The organism is Roseateles sp. GW821-FHT09H10, from assembly GCF_059415865.1.
In genome coordinates this window covers 131,024-149,441 of record NZ_JBWKOB010000004.1, presented here as the reverse complement: position 1 = coordinate 149,441, position 18,418 = coordinate 131,024, and the positions used below count along the sequence as shown (strand labels likewise).

Annotated in this window: 20 protein-coding genes; 8 read left to right on the top strand and 12 right to left on the bottom strand. The window is 69.6% G+C overall.

Annotated elements, in window-relative coordinates; all coding sequences use genetic code 11:
* Position 1: 1 nt before the first annotated feature.
* Positions 2-250 carry a hypothetical protein gene (locus AC07OY_RS19170; RefSeq protein WP_495044213.1) on the bottom strand — a complete coding sequence of 83 codons (249 nt, stop codon included), beginning with the start codon at positions 248-250 and terminating at the stop codon, positions 2-4.
* A gap of 109 nt (positions 251-359) precedes the next feature.
* Here AC07OY_RS19170 and AC07OY_RS19165 point away from each other — a divergent pair, with 109 nt between their 5' ends.
* From AC07OY_RS19165 to AC07OY_RS19155, 3 genes are all read left to right on the top strand, one after another.
* Positions 360-2,387, top strand: coding sequence for a S9 family peptidase (locus AC07OY_RS19165; RefSeq protein WP_495044212.1), 2,028 nt, complete (start codon positions 360-362; stop codon positions 2,385-2,387).
* An 83-nt stretch (positions 2,388-2,470) separates the two neighbouring features.
* Positions 2,471-2,638 carry a hypothetical protein gene (locus tag AC07OY_RS19160; RefSeq protein ID WP_199702481.1) on the top strand — a complete coding sequence of 56 codons (168 nt, stop codon included), beginning with the start codon at positions 2,471-2,473 and terminating at the stop codon, positions 2,636-2,638.
* Positions 2,635-2,967, top strand: a complete 333-nt coding sequence (locus AC07OY_RS19155) for a hypothetical protein (protein WP_495044211.1) — start codon at positions 2,635-2,637, stop codon at positions 2,965-2,967. The genes AC07OY_RS19160 and AC07OY_RS19155 overlap by 4 nt, the downstream gene beginning before the upstream one ends.
* 138 nt (positions 2,968-3,105) lie before the next feature.
* Here AC07OY_RS19155 and AC07OY_RS19150 read toward each other — a convergent pair whose 3' ends face one another.
* The 4 genes from AC07OY_RS19150 to AC07OY_RS19135 form a co-directional block, all read right to left on the bottom strand.
* Positions 3,106-4,308 carry an acetyl-CoA C-acetyltransferase gene (locus AC07OY_RS19150; protein ID WP_495044210.1) on the bottom strand — a complete coding sequence of 401 codons (1,203 nt, stop codon included), beginning with the start codon at positions 4,306-4,308 and terminating at the stop codon, positions 3,106-3,108.
* 29 nt (positions 4,309-4,337) lie between these two features.
* Positions 4,338-5,561: an RNA polymerase sigma factor gene (locus AC07OY_RS19145; protein ID WP_495044209.1), complete on the bottom strand. Its 1,224-nt coding sequence runs from the start codon at positions 5,559-5,561 to the stop codon at positions 4,338-4,340.
* A complete protein-coding gene (locus AC07OY_RS19140) occupies positions 5,558-5,905 on the bottom strand; it encodes a YciI family protein (protein ID WP_495044208.1) in 348 nt (115 codons plus the stop codon). The genes AC07OY_RS19145 and AC07OY_RS19140 overlap by 4 nt, the downstream gene beginning before the upstream one ends.
* Before the next feature lie 109 nt (positions 5,906-6,014).
* Entirely contained in the window at positions 6,015-7,169 is a 1,155-nt protein-coding gene (locus AC07OY_RS19135) for an acyl-CoA dehydrogenase family protein (RefSeq protein WP_495044207.1), read from the bottom strand.
* An 83-nt stretch (positions 7,170-7,252) separates the two neighbouring features.
* On the opposite strand from AC07OY_RS19135, the gene AC07OY_RS19130 reads away from it, so the two are divergent.
* On the top strand, positions 7,253-7,531 hold the full coding sequence (locus tag AC07OY_RS19130) for a hypothetical protein (protein WP_495044206.1): 279 nt from the start codon (positions 7,253-7,255) through the stop codon (positions 7,529-7,531).
* A 6-nt stretch (positions 7,532-7,537) separates the two neighbouring features.
* Here the strand turns inward: AC07OY_RS19130 and AC07OY_RS19125 are convergent, their stop codons facing one another.
* Positions 7,538-8,938, bottom strand: coding sequence for a wax ester/triacylglycerol synthase domain-containing protein (locus AC07OY_RS19125; RefSeq protein ID WP_495044205.1), 1,401 nt, complete (start codon positions 8,936-8,938; stop codon positions 7,538-7,540).
* Between the two features lie 66 nt (positions 8,939-9,004).
* Complete coding sequence (ylqF, locus tag AC07OY_RS19120) at positions 9,005-9,958, bottom strand: ribosome biogenesis GTPase YlqF (RefSeq protein ID WP_495044204.1); 954 nt, start codon at positions 9,956-9,958, stop codon at positions 9,005-9,007.
* 109 nt (positions 9,959-10,067) lie between these two features.
* On the opposite strand from ylqF, the gene AC07OY_RS19115 reads away from it, so the two are divergent.
* Positions 10,068-10,463 (top strand): cold-shock protein, encoded by a 396-nt coding sequence (locus tag AC07OY_RS19115; protein WP_495044203.1) that lies wholly within the window; start codon positions 10,068-10,070, stop codon positions 10,461-10,463.
* Positions 10,464-10,554: 91 nt separating this feature from the next.
* Here AC07OY_RS19115 and AC07OY_RS19110 read toward each other — a convergent pair whose 3' ends face one another.
* From AC07OY_RS19110 to AC07OY_RS19090, 5 genes are all read right to left on the bottom strand, one after another.
* Positions 10,555-10,872, bottom strand: a complete 318-nt coding sequence (locus tag AC07OY_RS19110; protein ID WP_495044202.1) for an energy transducer TonB — start codon at positions 10,870-10,872, stop codon at positions 10,555-10,557.
* A gap of 29 nt (positions 10,873-10,901) precedes the next feature.
* Positions 10,902-12,449: a methyl-accepting chemotaxis protein gene (locus AC07OY_RS19105; RefSeq protein ID WP_495044201.1), complete on the bottom strand. Its 1,548-nt coding sequence runs from the start codon at positions 12,447-12,449 to the stop codon at positions 10,902-10,904.
* Between the two features lie 218 nt (positions 12,450-12,667).
* A complete protein-coding gene (locus AC07OY_RS19100; RefSeq protein WP_495044200.1) occupies positions 12,668-13,948 on the bottom strand; it encodes a c-type cytochrome in 1,281 nt (426 codons plus the stop codon).
* Positions 13,945-14,619, bottom strand: a complete 675-nt coding sequence (locus tag AC07OY_RS19095; RefSeq protein WP_495044199.1) for a c-type cytochrome — start codon at positions 14,617-14,619, stop codon at positions 13,945-13,947. The genes AC07OY_RS19100 and AC07OY_RS19095 overlap by 4 nt, the downstream gene beginning before the upstream one ends.
* Positions 14,619-15,293, bottom strand: coding sequence for a YggS family pyridoxal phosphate-dependent enzyme (locus AC07OY_RS19090; protein ID WP_495044198.1), 675 nt, complete (start codon positions 15,291-15,293; stop codon positions 14,619-14,621). Before AC07OY_RS19090 ends, AC07OY_RS19095 begins: the two co-directional genes overlap by 1 nt.
* 27 nt (positions 15,294-15,320) lie before the next feature.
* Between AC07OY_RS19090 and AC07OY_RS19085 the strand changes: the two genes are divergently transcribed.
* The 3 genes from AC07OY_RS19085 to AC07OY_RS19075 are packed head-to-tail and all read left to right on the top strand — an operon-like array spanning position 15,321 to position 18,416.
* Positions 15,321-16,364 (top strand): type IV pilus twitching motility protein PilT, encoded by a 1,044-nt coding sequence (locus tag AC07OY_RS19085; protein ID WP_492690490.1) that lies wholly within the window; start codon positions 15,321-15,323, stop codon positions 16,362-16,364.
* A 21-nt stretch (positions 16,365-16,385) separates the two neighbouring features.
* The gene (locus AC07OY_RS19080) at positions 16,386-17,522 is read left to right on the top strand and encodes a PilT/PilU family type 4a pilus ATPase (protein ID WP_495044197.1); all 1,137 of its coding nucleotides are present in this window, start codon (positions 16,386-16,388) and stop codon (positions 17,520-17,522) included.
* Between the two features lie 3 nt (positions 17,523-17,525).
* On the top strand, positions 17,526-18,416 hold the full coding sequence (locus AC07OY_RS19075; protein ID WP_495044196.1) for an NAD(P)-dependent oxidoreductase: 891 nt from the start codon (positions 17,526-17,528) through the stop codon (positions 18,414-18,416).
* Positions 18,417-18,418 lie beyond the last annotated feature (2 nt).

The window sequence follows — 18,418 nt, the reverse complement described above, 5'->3', positions numbered from 1 at the left end:
CTTACTTGCCGGCGTTGACGCCGGGGAAGTTGCGGTTCGATTCGCCCTGGCGGTTGACGGCTTCCCGGTCGGCCTGGCGCTGCTCGGCGGTGCGGCAGACCAGCTTGGAGAAGTTGCTGCCGGGCAGGGTCTCGCGCTCGCAGATGGTGCCGTCCTTGGCTGCGGCGGCGGCCAGGACGGGGTCCTTCGCGGGCGCTGCGGCGCAGGCGGCAAGGGCCAGGGAAACGAGGGGCAACAGGAATCGCTTCATGACAGATTGGGGACTGTTGTGTTGTTGGGCCAGGCTTCGCCGCCGGTCAAAGCCGGGTTCGCGCGAAGCGCCGCAGAATACCGCGCGCCTGACCTTCCAACCCCGTGACATGCGACACCTGCTGACAACCCTGATCCTGGCCGGACTGCTGTGCTCCCCCGTGGCGGCCCAGCCGGCGCTGCGGCCCTTCGACGTCGCTGCCGCGAACGGCCTGCAGCGCCTCGTCGACCCCGAGATCTCGCCGGATGGGCGCTGGGTGGTCTACGGCCTGCGCAGCGCCGACCTGGCCAAGGACAAATACCAGACCGACCTCTGGCTGGCGCCGACCACCGCCGGCGGCACGCCGCGGCGGCTGACCTTCGGCGGCGACGTCGCCGGCAAGCCGCATTGGGCAGGGGCTGCGGCCATCGCCTTCCTCGCCAAGCGGGGCAGCGAGGAGGAGAAGAAGAAGGGCGCCCAGCTCTGGCACCTGCCCCTGGCCGGGGGCGAAGCGCAGAGGCTGACCGACATCCAGGGCGGCATCGACGACTACGCGGTCTCGCCCGATGGCGGCCGCGCCGCCCTCGTCGTGCAGGAAGAGGCACCCGACCCCGAGAAGCTCGCGGGCTGGCAGCGCAAGACGCCGCCGCCCATCGTCATCGACAGCTTCCATTTCAAGCAGGACCGCGAGGGCTATCTCGAAGGCCATCGCAAGCATCTGCAGCTGCTCCACCTGGGCAGCCGGCAGCTGCAGGCCTTGACGAGCGGCGAGTTCGACGAGACGGCACCCGCCTGGAGCCCGGACGGCCGCCAGCTCGCCTTCCTCAGCAAGCGCTCGCCCGACCGCGAACGCACGGAGGCGACCGGCCTGTACGTGATGGCGGCCGAACCCGGCGCCGCGGCGCGGGCCCTGGCCACGTTGACCACCGACAACGATGCCCACCCGGCCTGGAGCCCCGATGGCCGCCTCATCGCGCTGCCGGTCGGTGACGAGGTCAAGTGGAGCGCCTACCAGCAATGGCGTGTCGGCCTCTACGACGCCGCCAGCGGCGCCCTGCGGCTGTTGAGCGCCAAGCTGGACCGCGGCTGGCAGCAGCAGATGGCCTGGGCGCCGGACGGCTCGGCCCTGCCGGGTGTCATCGACGATGACCGCCACAGCCTGCTGGCGCGCATCGCCGTGGTCGACGGCGCAGTGCAGCGGCTCACCGGCTCCGGCGTGGCCAGCGCGGCCAGCATCGCGGCCGATGGTCGCGTCGCCTTTCTCGCTGCCGGCTGGAGCCAGCCCGCCGAGCTGCAACTGCTTGAGCCGGGCGCGCCTCAGCCGCGCGCGCTGACGACCCAGCATCAGGCCTGGCGCGAAGGCCTGGCGCTGTCGACGGTGCGCGAATTCGACGCCAGGAGTGCCGATGGCACCCAGGTCCATGGCCTGCTCGCCTTGCCGCCCGAAGCCAGACTGCCCCTGCCGACGGTGCTGCTCATCCATGGCGGGCCCAATGGCCAGGACAACCACGACCTGCAGACCCGCAACGTGCTGCGCGAGCGCCTCGTCGCGGCCGGCTATGCGGTGCTGCTCGTCAACTACCGCGGCAGCAGCGGGCGCGGCCAGGCCTTCCAGCGCGCCATCTTTGCGGACTGGGGCCGGCTGGAGGTGCAGGACCTGCATGCCGCCGTCGACTGGGCCGTCAAGCAGGGCATTGCCGACCCGGCGCGCCTGGGCGTGGGCGGCTGGAGCTATGGCGGCCTGCTGACCGACTACCTGATCGCCAGCGACACGCGCTTCAAGGCGGCCGTCAGCGGCGCCGGCAGCGGCAACCAGTTGAGCATGTTCGGTGCCGACCAGTACGCCGTGCAATACGAGCGCGAGATGGGCCTGCCCTGGGCGCAGCGCGAGCGCTGGCTCAAGGTCTCCTATCCCTTCTTCAAGGCCGACCGCATCAAGACCCCGACCCTCTTCCTCGGCGGCGAAAAGGACTTCAACGTGCCCATCGCCGGCAGCGAGCAGATGTATCTGGCGCTGAAGACCCTGGGCGTGCCGACCCAGCTCGTCATCTACCCGGGCCAGTTCCACGGTTTGTCGCTGCCCAGCTACCAGCGCGACTGGGAGACGCGCTTCATCGCCTGGATGGATCGCCATCTCAACAAAGCGGCAACCAAGTAACGCTGTGTGAACCGCGGTCATCCGCGGAGGCACCAGGACGGTTAGTGGCGGGCGGCCGCGCTTGTGCGGCCTGGAGTACCCCCATGAAACGACTGGCACTGGCCATCAGCCTCATCACGTCCGCGGCCCTGCTGTCGGGCTGCATCATCGTGCCGCACCGCCACGGCGGCGGCCATCATCGCGGTGGCGGCTATTACCAGGGTGGCGGCCACTACCAGAGCAGCCCCGTCTACCCCGGACCGCGGCGATGAAACGGCCCACGCTGGCCTTGGCGCTGGCGTCGTCGGCCCTGCTGTCGGCCTGCGTCATGGTGCCTGTGCATCGCGGCGGCTATGCCGTCGCCGAGCCCGGCGTCATCATCGACGCTGCACCGCCGGCGCCCTATGTCGAGGCCGTGCCCGTCATGCCCTATCCGGGCGCCGTCTGGATCAATGGCTACTGGGGCTGGAGCAGCGGGCGCCACCACTGGGTGCCCGGCTACTACGACCGCCCGCGCTCCGGCTACCGCTACGAGCCCCATCGCTGGGATCACCGCGGCGGCCGCTGGCATCTGCGTGCGGGCGGCTGGATTCGCCTGTAGGACCTGTTTCCCCATGGCAAGGGGCCGCTTTGTGACCAGGAGGGCCGCAGGCGCTGCAGCAGGCCGCGAGCTGAACGTCGACCCAGCGAGGACCTGCAACACAGCCTGCGGCCTTTCTGGCCACAACCCGACGGCCCTTTAGACCCTCTCGATGAGGGTGGCGATGCCCATGCCGCCGCCCACACACAGCGTGACCGCGCCGGTCTGCAGGTCGCGCCGCTCGAGTTCATCGAGCAGCGTGCCCAGCAGCATCGCGCCGGTCGCGCCCAGCGGATGGCCCAGCGCAATCGAGCCACCGTTCACGTTGACGCGATCGAGGTCCAGGCCGAGGTCGCGCGCCGTCTTCATCGGCACCGCGGCGAAGGCCTCGTTGATCTCCCACAGGTCGATGTCGCTCGCCTGCATGCCGGCCTGGCGCAGCGCCTTCTGGCAGGCCGGCGTCGTGCCGGTCAGCATGATGGTGGGCTCGCTGCCCGTCACCGCCGCGGCGCGGATGCGGGCGCGCGGCTTCAGGCCGGCCGCCTCGCCGCCGGCCTTGGAACCAACCAGCACCAGCGCCGCGCCGTCGACGATGCCGGATGAATTGCCGGCATGGTGGCGATGCTCGATGGCCGTGGCCTGCGGATACTTCTTCAAGGCCAGGGCATCGAACTTCGCGCCCAGCTTGACAAAGCTCGCGTTCAGCGCGGCCAGCGTCTGAGCCGTCGTCTGCGGCCGGATGGTTTCGTCTTCGGCCAGCAGCAGCGCGCCGGACTCGTCATGCACCGGCACGAGGGCGCGCTTGAAGCGCCCTTCGGCGCGCGCCGCCGCCGCACGCTGGTGGGAGCGGGCCGCATAGGCATCCAGCTCCTCGCGCGTGAAGCCTTCCAGCGTCGCGATCAGGTCGGCGCTGATGCCCTGGGGCACGAAGCCGATGGCATTGACGACGCGCTCGTCCAGCATCCAGGCGCCGCCATCGCTGCCCATGGGCACGCGGCTCATGCTCTCCACGCCGCCGGCCACGACCAGCCTCTCGAAGCCGCTGGCCACCTTGGCCGCGGCCAGGTTGACGCTTTCCAGCCCCGAGGCGCAGAAGCGCGACTGCGTGACGCCGCCCACCGTCTGCGACCAGCCGGCGTCCAGCACGGCGATGCGGGCGATGTCGCCGCCCTGCTCGGCGATGGGCGTCACGCAGCCGAGGATGACATCGTCGACCAGGGCGGTGTCCAGCCGGGTGCGCTGCTGCAGGGCCTGCAGCACGCTGCGCACCAGCCAGATCGGCGTGGCGGCGTGCAGCGAGCCTTCGGGCTTCCCCTTGCCGCGCGGCGTGCGGCAGTGGTCGTAGAGATAGGCGTCGAACATGGCGGATCCTGGCAATGCGTTGGCGGCTTTCATTGTGAGCCCCAAGCCGCGGCGCGGCGGCGCAGGAACTCGCGCACGGCTTCGTCGCTTTCCAGTGCGATGGCGCGTTCGCTGGCCTGACGGGCCTCGTCGTGGCGCCCGCAGCGGCCCAGCAGTGCGGCGCGGGCGGCCCAGTAGGGCTGGTAGTCGCCCAGCTCGGCATGCAGGGCGTCCAGCGCCGCGAGGCCGGTGGCGGGGCCGGCCGTGTTGGACAGGGCCACCGCATGGTTCAGCGTGGCGACCGGCGAAGCGCTCAGCTCGCACAGGCCGGCGTAGAGATGCTCGATGACCGCCCAGTCGACGCGGCCGCTGCGCCGGCCCTGGATATGGGCCGATTGCACGGCGGCCTCGAGCTGGTAGCGCCCCGGCCGGCCGTGGCTGGCCGCCAGATGCAGCAGGCCTTCCGCCTCCCGGATCAGGGCGCCTTCCCACAGCGCCGGGTCCTGCTCGCCCAGCGGCACATAGACACCCTGCGCGTCGCGGCGCGCGGCGCGGCGGGCGTGGGAGTACAGCATCAGCGCCAGCAGGCCCAGGGCCTCGGGCTGCTGCGGCAGCAGCGACGCGACCAGGCGGGCCAGCCAGATCGCCTCGGTGGCGAGTTCGCGCCGGCGCGGGTCGGCGCCGGCCGCGTCGGTCCAGGCGTCGGTGTAGGCGGCGTAGATGGCCGTCAGCACGGCGCCCAGGCGTTCGGCCAGTGCCGCCTGCTCAGGGAGCTGCAGGCCGATGCAGGCCTGGCGGATCTTGGCCTTGGCGCGCACCAGGCGCTGGCCCATGGCAGCCGGCGCGACCAGGAAGGCCGCGGCAATGGTCGCCGCGTCGAAGCCCAGCACGGCCTGCAGCATCAACGGGGCACGCGCTGACGCCTCGATGGCCGGATGGGCGCAGGCGAACATCAGCTCCAGGCGCCGGTCCGGCAGCGCACGCGCGTCGGAGCGTGTCTCGAGCTCGGCCAGCCATTCCAGCCAGGCCGCGGCTTCCTCGTCACGGCGCCGCCCGCGCAGCGCGTCGACCGCCTTGCGGCGCGCGACCGTCAGCAGCCAGGCTTCCGGATTGGCGGGGATGCCATCTTGGGCCCAATGCGTCAGCGCGGCCTCGAAGGCGTCGGCCAGCGCGTCTTCCGCGCCGGCGACGTCGCGCGAGCGGGCCGCCAGACAGGCGACCAGCCGGCCATAGCTGCGCCGCGCCGCCTGCTCGGCGGCGGCCGCCGGGCTCAAGTCGGCCAGACGGGCCTCACTTCGACGGTGCCGTGCATGGCGCCGGGACAGCGGGCGGCCCAGCTCAGGGCGGCGTCGAGGTCGGGCACGTCGATCAGAAAGTAGCCACCGAGTTGCTCGCGCGTCTCGATGAAGGGGCCGTCCAGCACCTCGGTCTTGCCACCGCGCACACGCACCGTGGTGGACATGTCGCCAGGCCGCAGCCGGGCGCCGCCGCGCATCAGGCCGGCCTTGACCAGCGCCTCGGAGTAGGCCGCGTAGGCCGTCATCGCGGCATCGTTCTCCGCCGGGCTCAGGGCCGCGAAGGCGGTGGGGTCGGCGTGGATCAACAGCATGTATTCCATGGGAATCTCCTGGTGGGGGTCGAGCGGCGCGACAGGCGCCGTCCGACAATGACGCCCGGCGACCCCGTCATTTCGACATCCGCCGCAAAAAGAGTTGGCGAGCCGGCGCTCACATCGAGCGCGAGGCCAGTTCCTTCATGATCTCGTTGGTGCCGCCATAGATGCGCGTCACGCGGGCATCGGCCCAGAGTTCGGCGATCGGCGTCTCCAGCATGTAGCCATAGCCGCCGAAGAGCTGCAGGCAAGCGTCGGTCAGCCGGGAGGCCAGGTCGCTGCACCAAGCCTTGACCAGCGCGGCGCGGGCGGCGTCGAGTTCGCCTTTCAGGTGGGCGGAGATGGCCGCATCCAGCAGGGCGCGCGCTGCCAGCACATCGCTCTGGGCCTGGGCCAGCACGAAGCGGGTGTTCTGGAAGCCCCAGATGGCCTGGCCGAAGGCTTCGCGCTGCTTGGCATAGGCGACGGTGTCTTCCAGGGCGCGCTCCATCATGGCGACGGCCTGGACCGCGATGACCAGGCGCTCCTGCGGCAATTCGCCCATCAGCTGGCCAAAGGCCAGGCCCTCGCGTTCGCCCAGCAGGTGGGCGGCCGGCACGCGCAGCTCGTCGAAGAAGAGTTCGCTGGTGTCCTGGGCCTTCAGGCCGATCTTGTCCAGGCGCCGGCGGCTCAGCCCGATGGTGCCGGCATCGATCTCCGCGACGATGAGTGACAGGCCTTTTGCACCCGGCGCATCACCGGTGCGGCAGACGATGACGATGAGGTCGGCGTTCTGGCCGTTGGTGATGAAGGTCTTCTGGCCGCTGATGACGTAGTGGTCGCCCTCCCGCCGCGCCCGCGTGCGGATGGCCTGCAGGTCCGAACCCGTGCCCGGCTCCGTCATCGCGATGGCGCCGACGCGTTCGCCGGTGGCCAGCAGCGGCAGCCAGCGCGCCTTCTGGGCCTCGCTGCCATGGCGCAGCAGATAGGGCGCGACGATGGCCGAATGCACGCTGCCGCCGAAGCCGCCAAGATTGGCCCGCGCGGCCTCCATGACGATGACGGCTTCATGGCCGAAGTCGCCGCCGCTGCCACCGTAGGCCTGCGGCATGGCCGCGCACAGCAGGCCCTGGACGCCGGCCTCGCGCCAGGTGTCGCGCTCCATCAGGCCGGCTTCGCGCCAGCCGGCGGCGCGCGGCAGCCAGCGTTCGGTGAAGAAGCGCGCCGCGCTGTCCCGCAGCAGGCGGTGTTCGGCACTCATCCAGGGGGATTCGAAGAGGGGCAGGGGCATGGTGGTCTGATTGGAGGAGCCGGCGCCGGGTTTTTTGCGTCCGCGCGCTACATTCGCGCTGTCGCTCAATCGGGGAGTTTGTCGTGAGGTCGTCTCTTCAGTTTGCCAGCCTGATGGCCGTGCTGGCCTTGTTGTCCGGCTGTGCGGTGCCGCCGCCGCAGCAACAGCAGCAGTCGTCCCAGCAGGTGGCCATGGCCGAGGGCCCGCAGGCCGACGTGGTCTGCTTCTTCGAGCAGCCCACCGGCACGAACCGCAAGGTGCGGCGCTGCATGAGCAAGCAGGACTACAAGGACAGCATCGAGTCCGCTCAGCGGACGGGTACCGCGATCACGGCCACGCCCCCGCCGCCGCCGAGGCAGTGAGGGCCCTCAGAGGCCGACCGCTTCCTCCAGCGTCGCGATCTCTTCTTCCACATAGGCCGCCAGCCGGCCCAGATTGGGCAGGGCGTCGGTCGCGATGAGGCCGAAGTACAGCGTGCCGGCATAGCTGAACAGCGTGATGTTCAGCAGGTGCGTGGCCGGCAGCGTCGACACCGGGTGCATCTCCAGCAGCGGCGCGCCCTTGAGATACAGACGCTCGGCCGGCCCGGGCACGTTGGACACCAGGGTGTTGCCCATGGGCGTGACCATGTCGGCCAGCTTGAGCATGCCGGCGATCTGGCCGAGCAGGCCGGTCAGGATGGTGTAGGTCTCGACGGCCTCGGGCGCGACGGCGTCGATCATGGCCCGCACATTGCGCAGCGAGTAGCCGACATTGCGCAGGCGCACATAGGCGTCGTCGGTGGGCGGCGACAGGTCGACCAGGATGATGCCGATCTTGTTGCCGCCGCTCTTCTCGCCCTCGCGGCGCAGGTTGACCGGCATCTGGATGGTGATGGGCCGGTCGAGCTCGATGCCCTCGTCGGCCAGGTAGCGGTGCATGGCGCCGTCCAGGCAGGTCAGGGCCACATGGTTGAGCGTGGCGCGCGACACCTTGCGAATGGCGTCGATGCGGGCCATGGGCACGGCGCTGGTGGCGAACTGGCGGCCCGGCGTCGCGTTGCCGGTGAAGGGCGTGCCGCCGCTGGCCATGAAGGGCAGGGCGATGGCGTTCTTGGTCAGCTTGACGGCTTCCAGGGCCAGCATGGCCGTCAGCCGCCCGATGCCGACGGCGCGCTTGCTGTTGGCGGTCAGCTGCTTCCAGACGGTGCCGGCAACCGCCTGGTCGAGGCGCTTCTTGCTCTTCAGGCCGCCGCCGCGGCGCGTGTGGTCGAAGGTCCAGACCGGCGTGACGGTCTCGTCTTCGGGCGTGGTGCGCAGCGACTCGACGCCCCAGCGCGTCATCGTGATGCCGTCGGCCACGGCGTGGTGCATCTTGTAGTAGATGGCGAACTGCTTGTCCCACAGGCCGGCGATGACATGCACCTCCCACAGCGGCCGGCTGCGGTCCAGCACCGGCTCGTGCAGTTCCGACGTCAGCGCGTACAGGGCCTCGCGGTCGTTGTGCCCGGCCTTCATCTTGTGGAAGAAGACATGCTGGGCCAGGTCGACGGACTCGGCCTGGCTCCAGCTCGGCATCAGCGTCGGCGAGACGAAGTTGATGACGGCGTCGAACGGCGGCTGCACGTCGGTGTGGGTCAGGAACTCTTCATAGAGCTGCTTGGCGAAGTTGGCGCCGCCGCCTTTCACCCCTTTAGGAATCTGGTGGATGTGCAGGCCCGCCACATGCTTGGGACTGGCCTCGCTCTCGGCGATGAAGAAGGCGAGGTCGAGCAGGGAGAGTCGGCTCATGGTGTCTGTCGTCGTTCTGTTGCGACCCAGCATAGGCCGGCCGGTGCCGCGGTCAAGGCCGGGGATTCACGCGTCGCCTGAGGACGACGCCCGCTTGCCGCTGCGGCGTTCCTTGTCGGCCAGCCGCGCTGCCTCCGCCGCGGCTGCCTTGCGTTCCTCCTCCTCGGCCGCCGCGCGTCGCCAGGCGCTCATCTCCTCGGGGGTTTCCAGCGTGACGCGGCCCAGCGAGCCGCCGCGGAAGTCCATCAGCACCGCTTCGGCGGCCTTGTGCATCTGCACGCCGCCGCCGCGCACCTTGGCGCCGCGCTTGACGCCGACGGCCTCCAGCACGGCGTCGTCCGTGCCCAGCTCGGCCAGGCCGTAGCGCTCCTTGAGCCGCTCGGGGTAGTGGCGCTTCAGCACGGCGATCAGCTCCAGCGCCACCTCGGCCTCGTCGAAGGCATTGCGTCCGATGGCGCCACTGGCGGCCAGGTGGTAGCCGCTCTGCTCGATGGCGATGCGCGGCCACAGCATGCCGGGCGTGTCGAACAGGTAGAAGCCGTTCTCCAGCACGATCTTCTGCTCGATCTTGGTGATGCCGGGCTCGTCACCGGTCTTGGTGGCGCGCTTGCCGACCAGGGTGTTGATCAGCGTGCTCTTGCCGACGTTGGGGATGCCGCAGATCAGCACGCGCAGCGGCTTGTGCATGTCGCCGCGCAGGGGGGCCAGTTCGCGGCAGGCCTTGACGAGGGCGCGGGCCGGTGCTTTCTCGCCGGCGTCCAGCGCGATGGCCCGGGTATGCGGCTGGGCGTTGTAGTGGTCCAGCCAGGCGGCGGTCTGGGCCGGGTCGGCCAGGTCCTGCTTGTTCAGCACCTTCAGCGAGGGCCGGCCCGTCGTCAGCGCTCCCAGCAGCGGATTGCTGCTGGAACCCGGCAGGCGCGCGTCCAGCAGCTCGATGACCACGTCCAGCCCCGCCTTGGCGCGATCCTTGATCGCCTGGCGGGTGGAATTCATGTGGCCGGGGAACCAGTTGATGGGCATGCGCTGAACTTGGGGAAATGCGGAAAGCGCGGATTGTCGTGGGCTTACATCCGGTTGCGGCGCCTGGGACGGCATCCCCCAAGATCTTGGGGTAGTCGTTGAGGTGAATATGAGATTCGAAGGTGTACTGAGTGCCTGGAACCAAGATGCCGGTTACGGCACGATTCGGCCCTCTGGCGGAGGGGAGGAAGTCTTCGTCGGCATGGCCGCCTTCCCGACGGACGGTGAAGGTCCCCGCATGGACCAGTCGTTCAGCTTCGAAATTGTCACCAGCCGTGACGGCCGCAAGCAGGCCGTGAACCTGAAGCGGCTGTCACAGGATCATCTCAGCCCGGCCCTGCGTGAATCCGCGGGCGGCACTCGCGTGCGGGCGCGCCAGGCCCAGAAAAAACGGCGCCTGGCCTTGCTGGCCACGGGCGCCGTCGTCACGGTGATGCTGGTCGCGGGGGGAATGCACTGGACCGCCGAGCGGGGCAGCGATGTGCCGGTGGTGTTGAAGCGCTGAGGCCTTCGGCTTTGCGCGTGCCATCCGGCCTGCATGCCGGATGGCCTCAAGCAGGCGAGAAAGGCCGCGCAGGCGGCCTTTCTGTCCTGCTTTAGTCTTCGTTCTTGAAGACGAGCTTGACTTCGTGGGTACCCTTTTCGCCGGGCTCGAACTTCCACTCCATCAGGGCGGCCTTCACGGCGCGGTCGAAAACGCGCTTGGGCTCGGCTTCGACGATTTCGACGTCGCTGACCTTGCCGTCGGCTTCGATGGTCATCTTGGCCTTGACCGAGCCCGTCGAGATGCCCTTCTTGGAGGCCTCGGCGGGGAATTCGGGCGGCACCTTCTTGACGACCTTGGGCGTGGCGTGCGCGGCCAGGGCCAGCATCAGGCTGGCGGCGAGGACGGTGGCGGAACGCAGGAATGACATGGCGAACCTCGGGGTATGGGTGAAGGGGTTCAGGCAGCCCGGAAGAAGCCGACGGCTTCGATCAGGCGGGTCGAACTGTCGCGCAGGGCGTCGGCCGAGCGGCTGAGATCGCCGACCAGGCTGGTGTTCTGCTGCGTGGCCTTGTCGAGCTCGTTCATGGCGCCGTTGACGACGCCCACGCCCGTGGCCTGCTCCTGGGCCGAGTGCGAGATTTCCTCGATCAGCTGGCCCATGTTGTTGACTTCATCGACGACGCTGCGGATGGTGACGCCGGCGTTGTTGACCAGGGTGGTGCCGTTCTCGACCTTGACGGTCGATTCCTGGATCAGCACCTTGATTTCCTTGGCGGCACCGGCGGAGCGCTGGGCCAGGGCGCGCACTTCGGCGGCCACCACGGCGAAGCCGCGGCCATGCTCGCCGGCGCGGGCGGCTTCGACGGCCGCGTTCAGCGCCAGGATGTTGGTCTGGAAGGCGATGCCGTCGATGACGCCGATGATGTCGCCGATCTTCTTGGAGCTGGCGCTGATCTCTTCCATGGTCTCGACGACCTTGGAGACGACGGCGCCACCATTGCTGGCGGCCTGGCGGGCCGTCACGGCAATGCCGGCGGCACGGCGCGTCAGGTCGCTGGCGCCCTTGAGCGTGGAGGCAATCTCTTCCACCGAGGCGGCGGTGTTCTGCAGGCTGGCGGCGGAACGCGTGGTGCGCTCGGCCAGGTTGGAGTTGCTGTCGGCGATGGAGCCGGAGTTCTGGGCCACCTCGCTGGCGGCGGTGGACACGTCGCGCAGCACGCCGGACAGGGCCGTCTGCATGTCCTTCATGGCCTGCAGCATCTGGCTCAGCTCGTCGCGGCCCTCGACCCGGATGTCCTGGGTCAGGTCGCCGCCGGCGATGGCCTCGGCGGCCAGCTGGGCATTGCGGGCCGGGCCGACGATGGAGCGGGCGATGACCACGAAGCTGCCGATGCCGATGACGACAGCGATCAGCACCAGCACGCCGGTGATGAAGACGGAAGACTTGGCCAGCTCAACGCCCGAGGTGGCCAACTGCTTGCCGTTCTCGAACTGCATGTCGACCAGCTTCTTGATGCCGTCCTGCAGCGCGGCCTGGGCGGGGCGCAGGTCAGTGATCATGCTCTCGCGGGCCTCGTCCGGGCTGCCGTCGGTCTGGATCTTCTGGAACTTCTCCAGCGCGGCCAGGAACTTGACCTTCTGGGCGCGCACGTCGGCGACGACGGCCTTCTCGGCGTCATCGGAGACGCTGTCTTCCAGGCTCTTGAGCTGCTTCTCGGACTCTTCTACCGCGCCGGCGATCGCGGTCTTCTGCTTCTTGATGGCTCCGGCGGTGTCCAGCAGCAGCAGGTCGCGCACGGCGCGCGAAATGATGTTGACCTGGCTCTCGAGGCCGTTGGCGGAGCCGATCTTTACCAGGCTCGAATTGGCCGTGCGATCCAAGTCCTTCGCCAGGCTGCTTGCATTCTTCGCGCCGTACGCGCCGATCACCAGCAGCAGGATGATGAGCAGGCCAAAGCTCAGGGCCAGGCGAGGGCCAATGCGCAATTGCGTCAGGAAGTTCATCTGTTCAGGTCCTTGTCCGGTGATCTCGGGTATCGGCGGCGGTCTGCCACTCTTGAATTCAACGACGACTTTAGGCCTGTCGGCCCTGTTTTTGCGGCCCTACCCAGGGGCCGGCGCGCAGTGTGTCGCGACCTGTGACCATTTGCTTCATGCTTGCGGCAAGCTTGCGTGAAGTCGTTCACGTCGGCCCCCTTGCCTCGGGGCTTGCCGGTGGCCGTTCAGTGCGCGGCGGCGGCCGCGCGCAGCCTCAGCACCTCGACCGCGTCGACATCGCCGGCCCGGTGGCCCCAGGATTGGCGCAGGTGGCTGGCCAGGGCAGCCAGGTCCTCGGCGCTCAGCAGGCCGGCAAAGGGTGGCATGCCGTAGGGTCGCGGATGGCCGGGCGTGGCCGGCGCGAAGCCGCCGCGCTCGATGACGCGGATCAGGTTGGCCGCGCTGGCCTGGGTCACCGTGCGGCTGCCGGCCAGTGCCGGGTAGGCCGGAGCGCCGCTGGCGTCGCGCCGGCCCTCGCCGCGCTCGCCATGGCAGGCCGCGCAATGCTCGCGGTAGAGGCCGGCCCCGCGGTCGCGGCGGCGCGGATCGGGCGTGGCCGGCTCGGGCCGCTCGACGGTCTGCTGCGGCAGGCTGCGCAGATAGGCGCCCATGGCAGCCAGATCGGCATCGTCAAGGGCTGCCGTGCTGCCCAGCACCACCTCCGCCATCGGGCCGAGGGCGGCGTGGCCGTCGACATGGCCGTCGCGCAGCCAGCGCTGCAGGGTTTCGGCCGACCAGCGCTGCACGCCGGCCTCGGCCGGGTCGTGCAGTGACGGGGCCACCCAGCCCAGGCCGACGAGCAGGCCGCCACGGAAGTCGGCCGCGCCGCGGTCGCCGCCCAGCGCATTGCGGCCGGCATGGCAGGCGCTGCAATGGGCCAGGCCCTGGCTCAGATAGGCGCCGCGGTTCCAGGCGGCATCCCGGGCCGGGTCGGGGTGGTAGGCGCCGGGCCTGAAATACAGGGCGCGCCAGGCGGCGATGGCGAGCTGGCTGCCCAGACGCCAGCGCAACTCGTGCTCGCGCCGCGGCATCGCCACGGCCGGCTGGGCCTGCAGCCAGGCATGAAGGGCGTCGGCGTCCTCGCGGGTGATCAGGGTCGTGTTGGTGAGCGGATGGGCGGGCACCAGCAGACGGCCGTCGCGGCTCTGGCCGAGATGCACGGCGCGCCAGAAGTCGTCGGCGCTCCAGCCGGCCAGGCCGGTGGCGTCGGGTGTCAGATTGGACGAGAAGACGCTGCCGAAGGGCGTCGGAATGGGGCGGCCGCCGGCGAGGCGCTCGCCGCCACGGGCCGTGTGGCAGCCGGCGCAGTTGCCCAGGGCCGCCAGATAGGCGCCCCGCTCCAGGCTGACGGGGGCGGTGGAGGGCGGTGTCGCATCGCCGAGGTGGCGCTGCCAGAACAGCAGCGCGCAGGCGGCGCCGACCAGCAGCGCGGCCAGCACCAGCAGGACGCCCAGCAGCCGCTTCATCGCTGCAGGCCGCCGCAGCGCAGCGGTGCCGGCGCTGCCAGGGCGGGCGCCGGATGGGCGTCGACCGGCAGCGGCCGGGCGGCCAGGAACTGCGTCATCGCGTTGATCTCGGCCTCGGTCAGGGCCTTGGCGATCCGGGCCATGCAGTCCGGCTCCTGCGCGCGGCGCTGGCCGCTGCGCCAGGCGCCGAGCTGGCCGTTCAGATAGTCGCGCGACAGGCCGAGCAGGCCGGGGATGGCGGGCTGGGTGCCGGTCAGGCGCTCGCCATGGCAGGCCGTGCAGGCCGGCAGTTGGCGGGCTGCGTCGCCGCGGCGGATCAGCGTCTCGGCGCGGGCCAGCTCGGCGGCCGCCAGCGTGGCGGGCTGGGGCGGGGGGTAGGGCAGGTCCAGCGAGGCGAAATGGCCGGCCAGCTCCTTCAGATAGGCGTCGGACAGCGGCGCGACGAGTTCGCTCATCAGGCCATAGTCGCGGCGGCCGTCGCGGAAGTTCAGCAGCTGGTTGTAGAGATAGCCGGCCGGCTTGCCGGCGAGGCGGGGGTAGTAGCCGTCGGGCGCGGCCCGGCCCTCCTTGCCGTGGCAGCCGGTGCAGGCCAGGGCGCGCTGGGCGAGGCTGTCGGGCACGGGCTGGGCCTGGGCGGCAAAGGTGGCCAAAGCCAGCAGCCAGGCCTTCATCACCTGGCCCCGAAAATGGCGCTGCCGACCCGGACCATCGTCGAGCCGGCCTGGATGGCGTCCTCGAGGTCGGCGCTCATGCCCAGGGACAGGGTGTCCAGGTCCAGCCCCTCATGCTTCAGCCCCTGGAACAGCGCGGCCATGGCCTGGTGCTGGGCCAGGGCGCCGGGGCCGGGCTCGGGCACGGCCATCAGGCCACGCAGCTTCAGCCGGGGCAGGGCGGCGACCTGCCGGGCCAGCGCGGCGACGTCGGCCGGCGCCAGGCCGCTCTTGCTGGCTTCCTCGCTGATATTGACCTGCAGGCAAATGTTCAGCGGCGCCAGCCCCGGCGGGCGCTGCTCGGACAGGCGCTGGGCGATCTTGAGCCGGTCCACGCCGTGCACCCAGTCGAACTGTTCGGCCACGGCCTTGGTCTTGTTGGACTGCAGCGGGCCGATCAGATGCCATTCGATCTGGCCGCGCAGGTCGGCGAGCTCGTCCACCTTGGCCAGGCCTTCCTGGACATAGTTTTCACCGAAGGCGCGGGCGCCCGCCTCGAAGGCCTGGCGCACGGCGGAGCCCGGAAAAGTCTTGCTGACGACGAGGAGCTGTACCTCGTTGGGTGGACGGCGGGCTGCGACACATGCCGCGACGATGCGGCTTTTGACGGATTTCAGGGAGTCGGAGATCGCCATAATGGTCTGAGCACTCCACGGAACATCATGGACATCACTCAGCTGCTGGCATTCTCGGTCAAGAACAAGGCCTCCGACCTGCACCTCTCGGCTGGCCTGCCGCCCATGATCCGGGTGCACGGCGATGTGCGCCGCATCAATGTCGAGGCCCTGGACCACCGCGCGGTCCATGACATGGTCTACGACATCATGAACGACTCCCAGCGCAAGGTGTACGAAGAGACGCTGGAAGTCGACTTCTCCTTCGAGATCCAGGGCCTGGCGCGTTTCCGCGTCAATGCCTTCAACCAGAACCGCGGCTCGGGCGCCGTGTTCCGGACCATTCCGAGCAAGATCCTCAGCCTGGAGCAGCTCAACGCGCCCAAGGTCTTCGCCGAACTGGCGCTGCGCCCGCGCGGCCTTGTGCTGGTGACCGGCCCGACCGGCTCGGGCAAGAGCACGACGCTGGCCGGCATGGTCAACCACCTCAACGAGAACGAGTACGGCCACATCCTCACCATCGAGGATCCGATCGAATTCGTGCACGAGTCCAAGAAGAGCCTGATCAACCAGCGGGAAGTCGGCCCGCACACGCATTCCTTCAGCAACGCGCTGCGCTCGGCATTGCGCGAAGACCCGGACTGCGTGCTGGTCGGCGAAATGCGCGACCTGGAAACCATCCGCCTGGCCCTGACCGCCGCTGAAACGGGTCACCTGGTGTTCGGCACCCTGCACACCTCGTCGGCCGCCAAGACGGTGGACCGCATCGTCGATGTCTTCCCCGCCGCGGAGAAGGAAATGGTGCGGGCGATGGTGTCGGAGTCCCTGCAGGCCGTCATCTCGCAGAGCCTGTGCAAGCTCAAGGACGGCACCGGCCGCGTGGCTGCCCACGAGATCATGCTGGGCACCTCAGCCATCCGCAACCTGATCCGCGAGAACAAGGTGGCGCAGATGTACTCGTCCATCCAGACCGGCAACTCGCAGGGCATGCAGACGCTGGACCAGAACCTCACGGACCTGGTCCGCCGCAACATCATCTCGCCGGCTGAAGCGCGCGCCAAGGCGAAGTTTCCCGAGAACTTCCCGGGCTGATCGGCGCAAAGGACACCCACCATGGAACGCGATCAGGCCTCAAAGTTCATCAACGACCTGCTGCGGCTGATGCTGTCGCGCAAGGGCTCCGACCTCTTCCTGACGGCCGAGTTCCCGCCGGCCATCAAGGTGGACGGCAAGATGACCAAGGTCTCGCCCCAGCCGCTGACCGGCCAGCACACGCTGCAGCTGGCGCGGGCCATCATGAACGACAAGCAGGCGGCCGAGTTCGAGCGCACCAAGGAGTGCAACTTCGCGATCTCGCCGCATGGCATCGGGCGCTTTCGCGTCAACGCCTTCATCCAGCAGGGCCAGGTCGGCCTGGTGCTGCGGACGATTCCGTCGACGCTGCCCACCATCGAGTCGCTGGACCTGCCCGTCGTGCTGCGCGAGGTGGTGCAGCACAAGCGCGGGCTGGTCATCGTCGTCGGCGCCACCGGCTCGGGCAAGAGCACCTCGCTGGCGGCCATGATCGACGAGCGCAACGAGACGACCTATGGCCACATCGTGACCATCGAGGATCCGATCGAGTTCGTGCACCCGCACAAGAACTGCATCGTCACCCAGCGCGAGCTGGGCCTGGACACCGACAGCTGGGAGGCCGCGCTGAAGAACTCGCTGCGCCAGGCGCCCGACGTCATCCTGATGGGCGAGCTGCGTGATCGCGAGACGATGGAGCATGCAGTGGCCTTCGCCGAGACCGGCCACCTCTGCATGGCCACCCTGCACGCCAACAGCGCCAACCAGGCCCTGGACCGCATCATCAACTTCTTCCCCGAAGACCGCCGCCAGCAGCTGCTGATGGACCTGTCGCTGAACCTGCGCGCCCTGGTCAGCCAGCGCCTGCTGCCGCGCCGCGAAGGCAAGGGCCGGGTGGCGGCCGTCGAGATCCTGCTGAACTCGCCGCTGATCTCCGACCTGATCTTCAAGGGCGAGATCAGCGAGATCAAGGAGCTGATGAAGCGCTCGCGCGAGCAGGGCATGCAGACCTTCGACCAGGCGCTGTTCGACCTCTACGAGGCCGGCAAGGTCACCTACGAAGACGCGCTGCGCAACGCCGACTCGGTCAACGACCTGCGCCTGCAGATCAAGCTCAACAGCGAGCGCGCCCGCGCGGGCGACCTGTCCTCCGGCACCGAACACCTGACGATTCTTTGAGCAATGAGCACCCGCAGCTACGACCCCGTTCCCGCCCGCCGCGTCGCCTTCCTGGGCCTGGGCGTCATGGGCCATCCCATGGCCGGCCATCTGGCGCGCGCCGGCCACCAGGTCACCGTCTACAACCGCACGGCGGCCAAGGCCGAGGCCTGGGTCAAGGAATACGGCGGCAGCTTTGCCGCCACGCCGGCGGCGGCCGTGCAGGGCGCGGAATTCGTGTTCTGCTGCGTCGGCAACGACGACGACCTGCGCTCGGTGGTGCTGGGTGAAGCCGGTGCTCTCGCCGCCATGACCTCGGGCGCCATCTTTGTCGACCACACCACCGCTTCGGCGGCCGTCGCGCGTGAACTGCATGCCGAGGCCGCGAAACGCGGTGTCGCCTTCATCGATGCGCCGGTCTCCGGCGGCCAGGCGGGCGCCGTGAATGGCGCGCTGACGGTGATGTGCGGCGGCGACGCGGCCCCCTTCGACACGGTCAAGCCTGTCGCCCTGGCCTTCGCCAAGGCCGTGACCCTGCTCGGCGGCCCGGGCTCGGGCCAGTTGGCCAAGATGGTCAACCAGATCTGCATTGCCGGTGTCGTGCAGGGGCTGTCCGAGGCCGTGCGCTTCGGTCAGAACGCGGGCCTGGACATGGCCCAGGTGCTCGAGGTCATCGGCAAGGGCGCGGCCCAGAGCTGGCAGATGGACAACCGCGGCAAGACCATGGTCGACGACAAGTTCGACTTCGGCTTCGCGGTCGACTGGATGCGCAAGGACCTCGGCCTGGTGCTCGACGAGGCCCGCCGCAACGGCTCGCGCCTGCCGCTGACGGCCCTGGTGGACCAGTTCTACGCCGACGTGCAGGCCATGGGCGGGAAGCGCTGGGACACCTCGTCCCTGATCAAGCGGCTCTGACC

Coding starts and splice junctions, on each gene's coding strand:
- AC07OY_RS19170 (WP_495044213.1), bottom strand. CDS start 250: ATGAAGCGATTCCTGTTGCCCCTCGTTTCCCTGGCCCTTGCCGCCTGC.
- AC07OY_RS19165 (WP_495044212.1), top strand. CDS start 360: ATGCGACACCTGCTGACAACCCTGATCCTGGCCGGACTGCTGTGCTCC.
- AC07OY_RS19160 (WP_199702481.1), top strand. CDS start 2,471: ATGAAACGACTGGCACTGGCCATCAGCCTCATCACGTCCGCGGCCCTG.
- AC07OY_RS19155 (WP_495044211.1), top strand. CDS start 2,635: ATGAAACGGCCCACGCTGGCCTTGGCGCTGGCGTCGTCGGCCCTGCTG.
- AC07OY_RS19150 (WP_495044210.1), bottom strand. CDS start 4,308: ATGTTCGACGCCTATCTCTACGACCACTGCCGCACGCCGCGCGGCAAG.
- AC07OY_RS19140 (WP_495044208.1), bottom strand. CDS start 5,905: ATGGAATACATGCTGTTGATCCACGCCGACCCCACCGCCTTCGCGGCC.
- AC07OY_RS19135 (WP_495044207.1), bottom strand. CDS start 7,169: ATGCCCCTGCCCCTCTTCGAATCCCCCTGGATGAGTGCCGAACACCGC.
- AC07OY_RS19125 (WP_495044205.1), bottom strand. CDS start 8,938: ATGAGCCGACTCTCCCTGCTCGACCTCGCCTTCTTCATCGCCGAGAGC.
- ylqF (WP_495044204.1), bottom strand. CDS start 9,958: ATGCCCATCAACTGGTTCCCCGGCCACATGAATTCCACCCGCCAGGCG.
- AC07OY_RS19115 (WP_495044203.1), top strand. CDS start 10,068: ATGAGATTCGAAGGTGTACTGAGTGCCTGGAACCAAGATGCCGGTTAC.
- AC07OY_RS19110 (WP_495044202.1), bottom strand. CDS start 10,872: ATGTCATTCCTGCGTTCCGCCACCGTCCTCGCCGCCAGCCTGATGCTG.
- AC07OY_RS19105 (WP_495044201.1), bottom strand. CDS start 12,449: ATGAACTTCCTGACGCAATTGCGCATTGGCCCTCGCCTGGCCCTGAGC.
- AC07OY_RS19100 (WP_495044200.1), bottom strand. CDS start 13,948: ATGAAGCGGCTGCTGGGCGTCCTGCTGGTGCTGGCCGCGCTGCTGGTC.
- AC07OY_RS19095 (WP_495044199.1), bottom strand. CDS start 14,619: ATGAAGGCCTGGCTGCTGGCTTTGGCCACCTTTGCCGCCCAGGCCCAG.
- AC07OY_RS19090 (WP_495044198.1), bottom strand. CDS start 15,293: ATGGCGATCTCCGACTCCCTGAAATCCGTCAAAAGCCGCATCGTCGCG.
- AC07OY_RS19085 (WP_492690490.1), top strand. CDS start 15,321: ATGGACATCACTCAGCTGCTGGCATTCTCGGTCAAGAACAAGGCCTCC.
- AC07OY_RS19080 (WP_495044197.1), top strand. CDS start 16,386: ATGGAACGCGATCAGGCCTCAAAGTTCATCAACGACCTGCTGCGGCTG.
- AC07OY_RS19075 (WP_495044196.1), top strand. CDS start 17,526: ATGAGCACCCGCAGCTACGACCCCGTTCCCGCCCGCCGCGTCGCCTTC.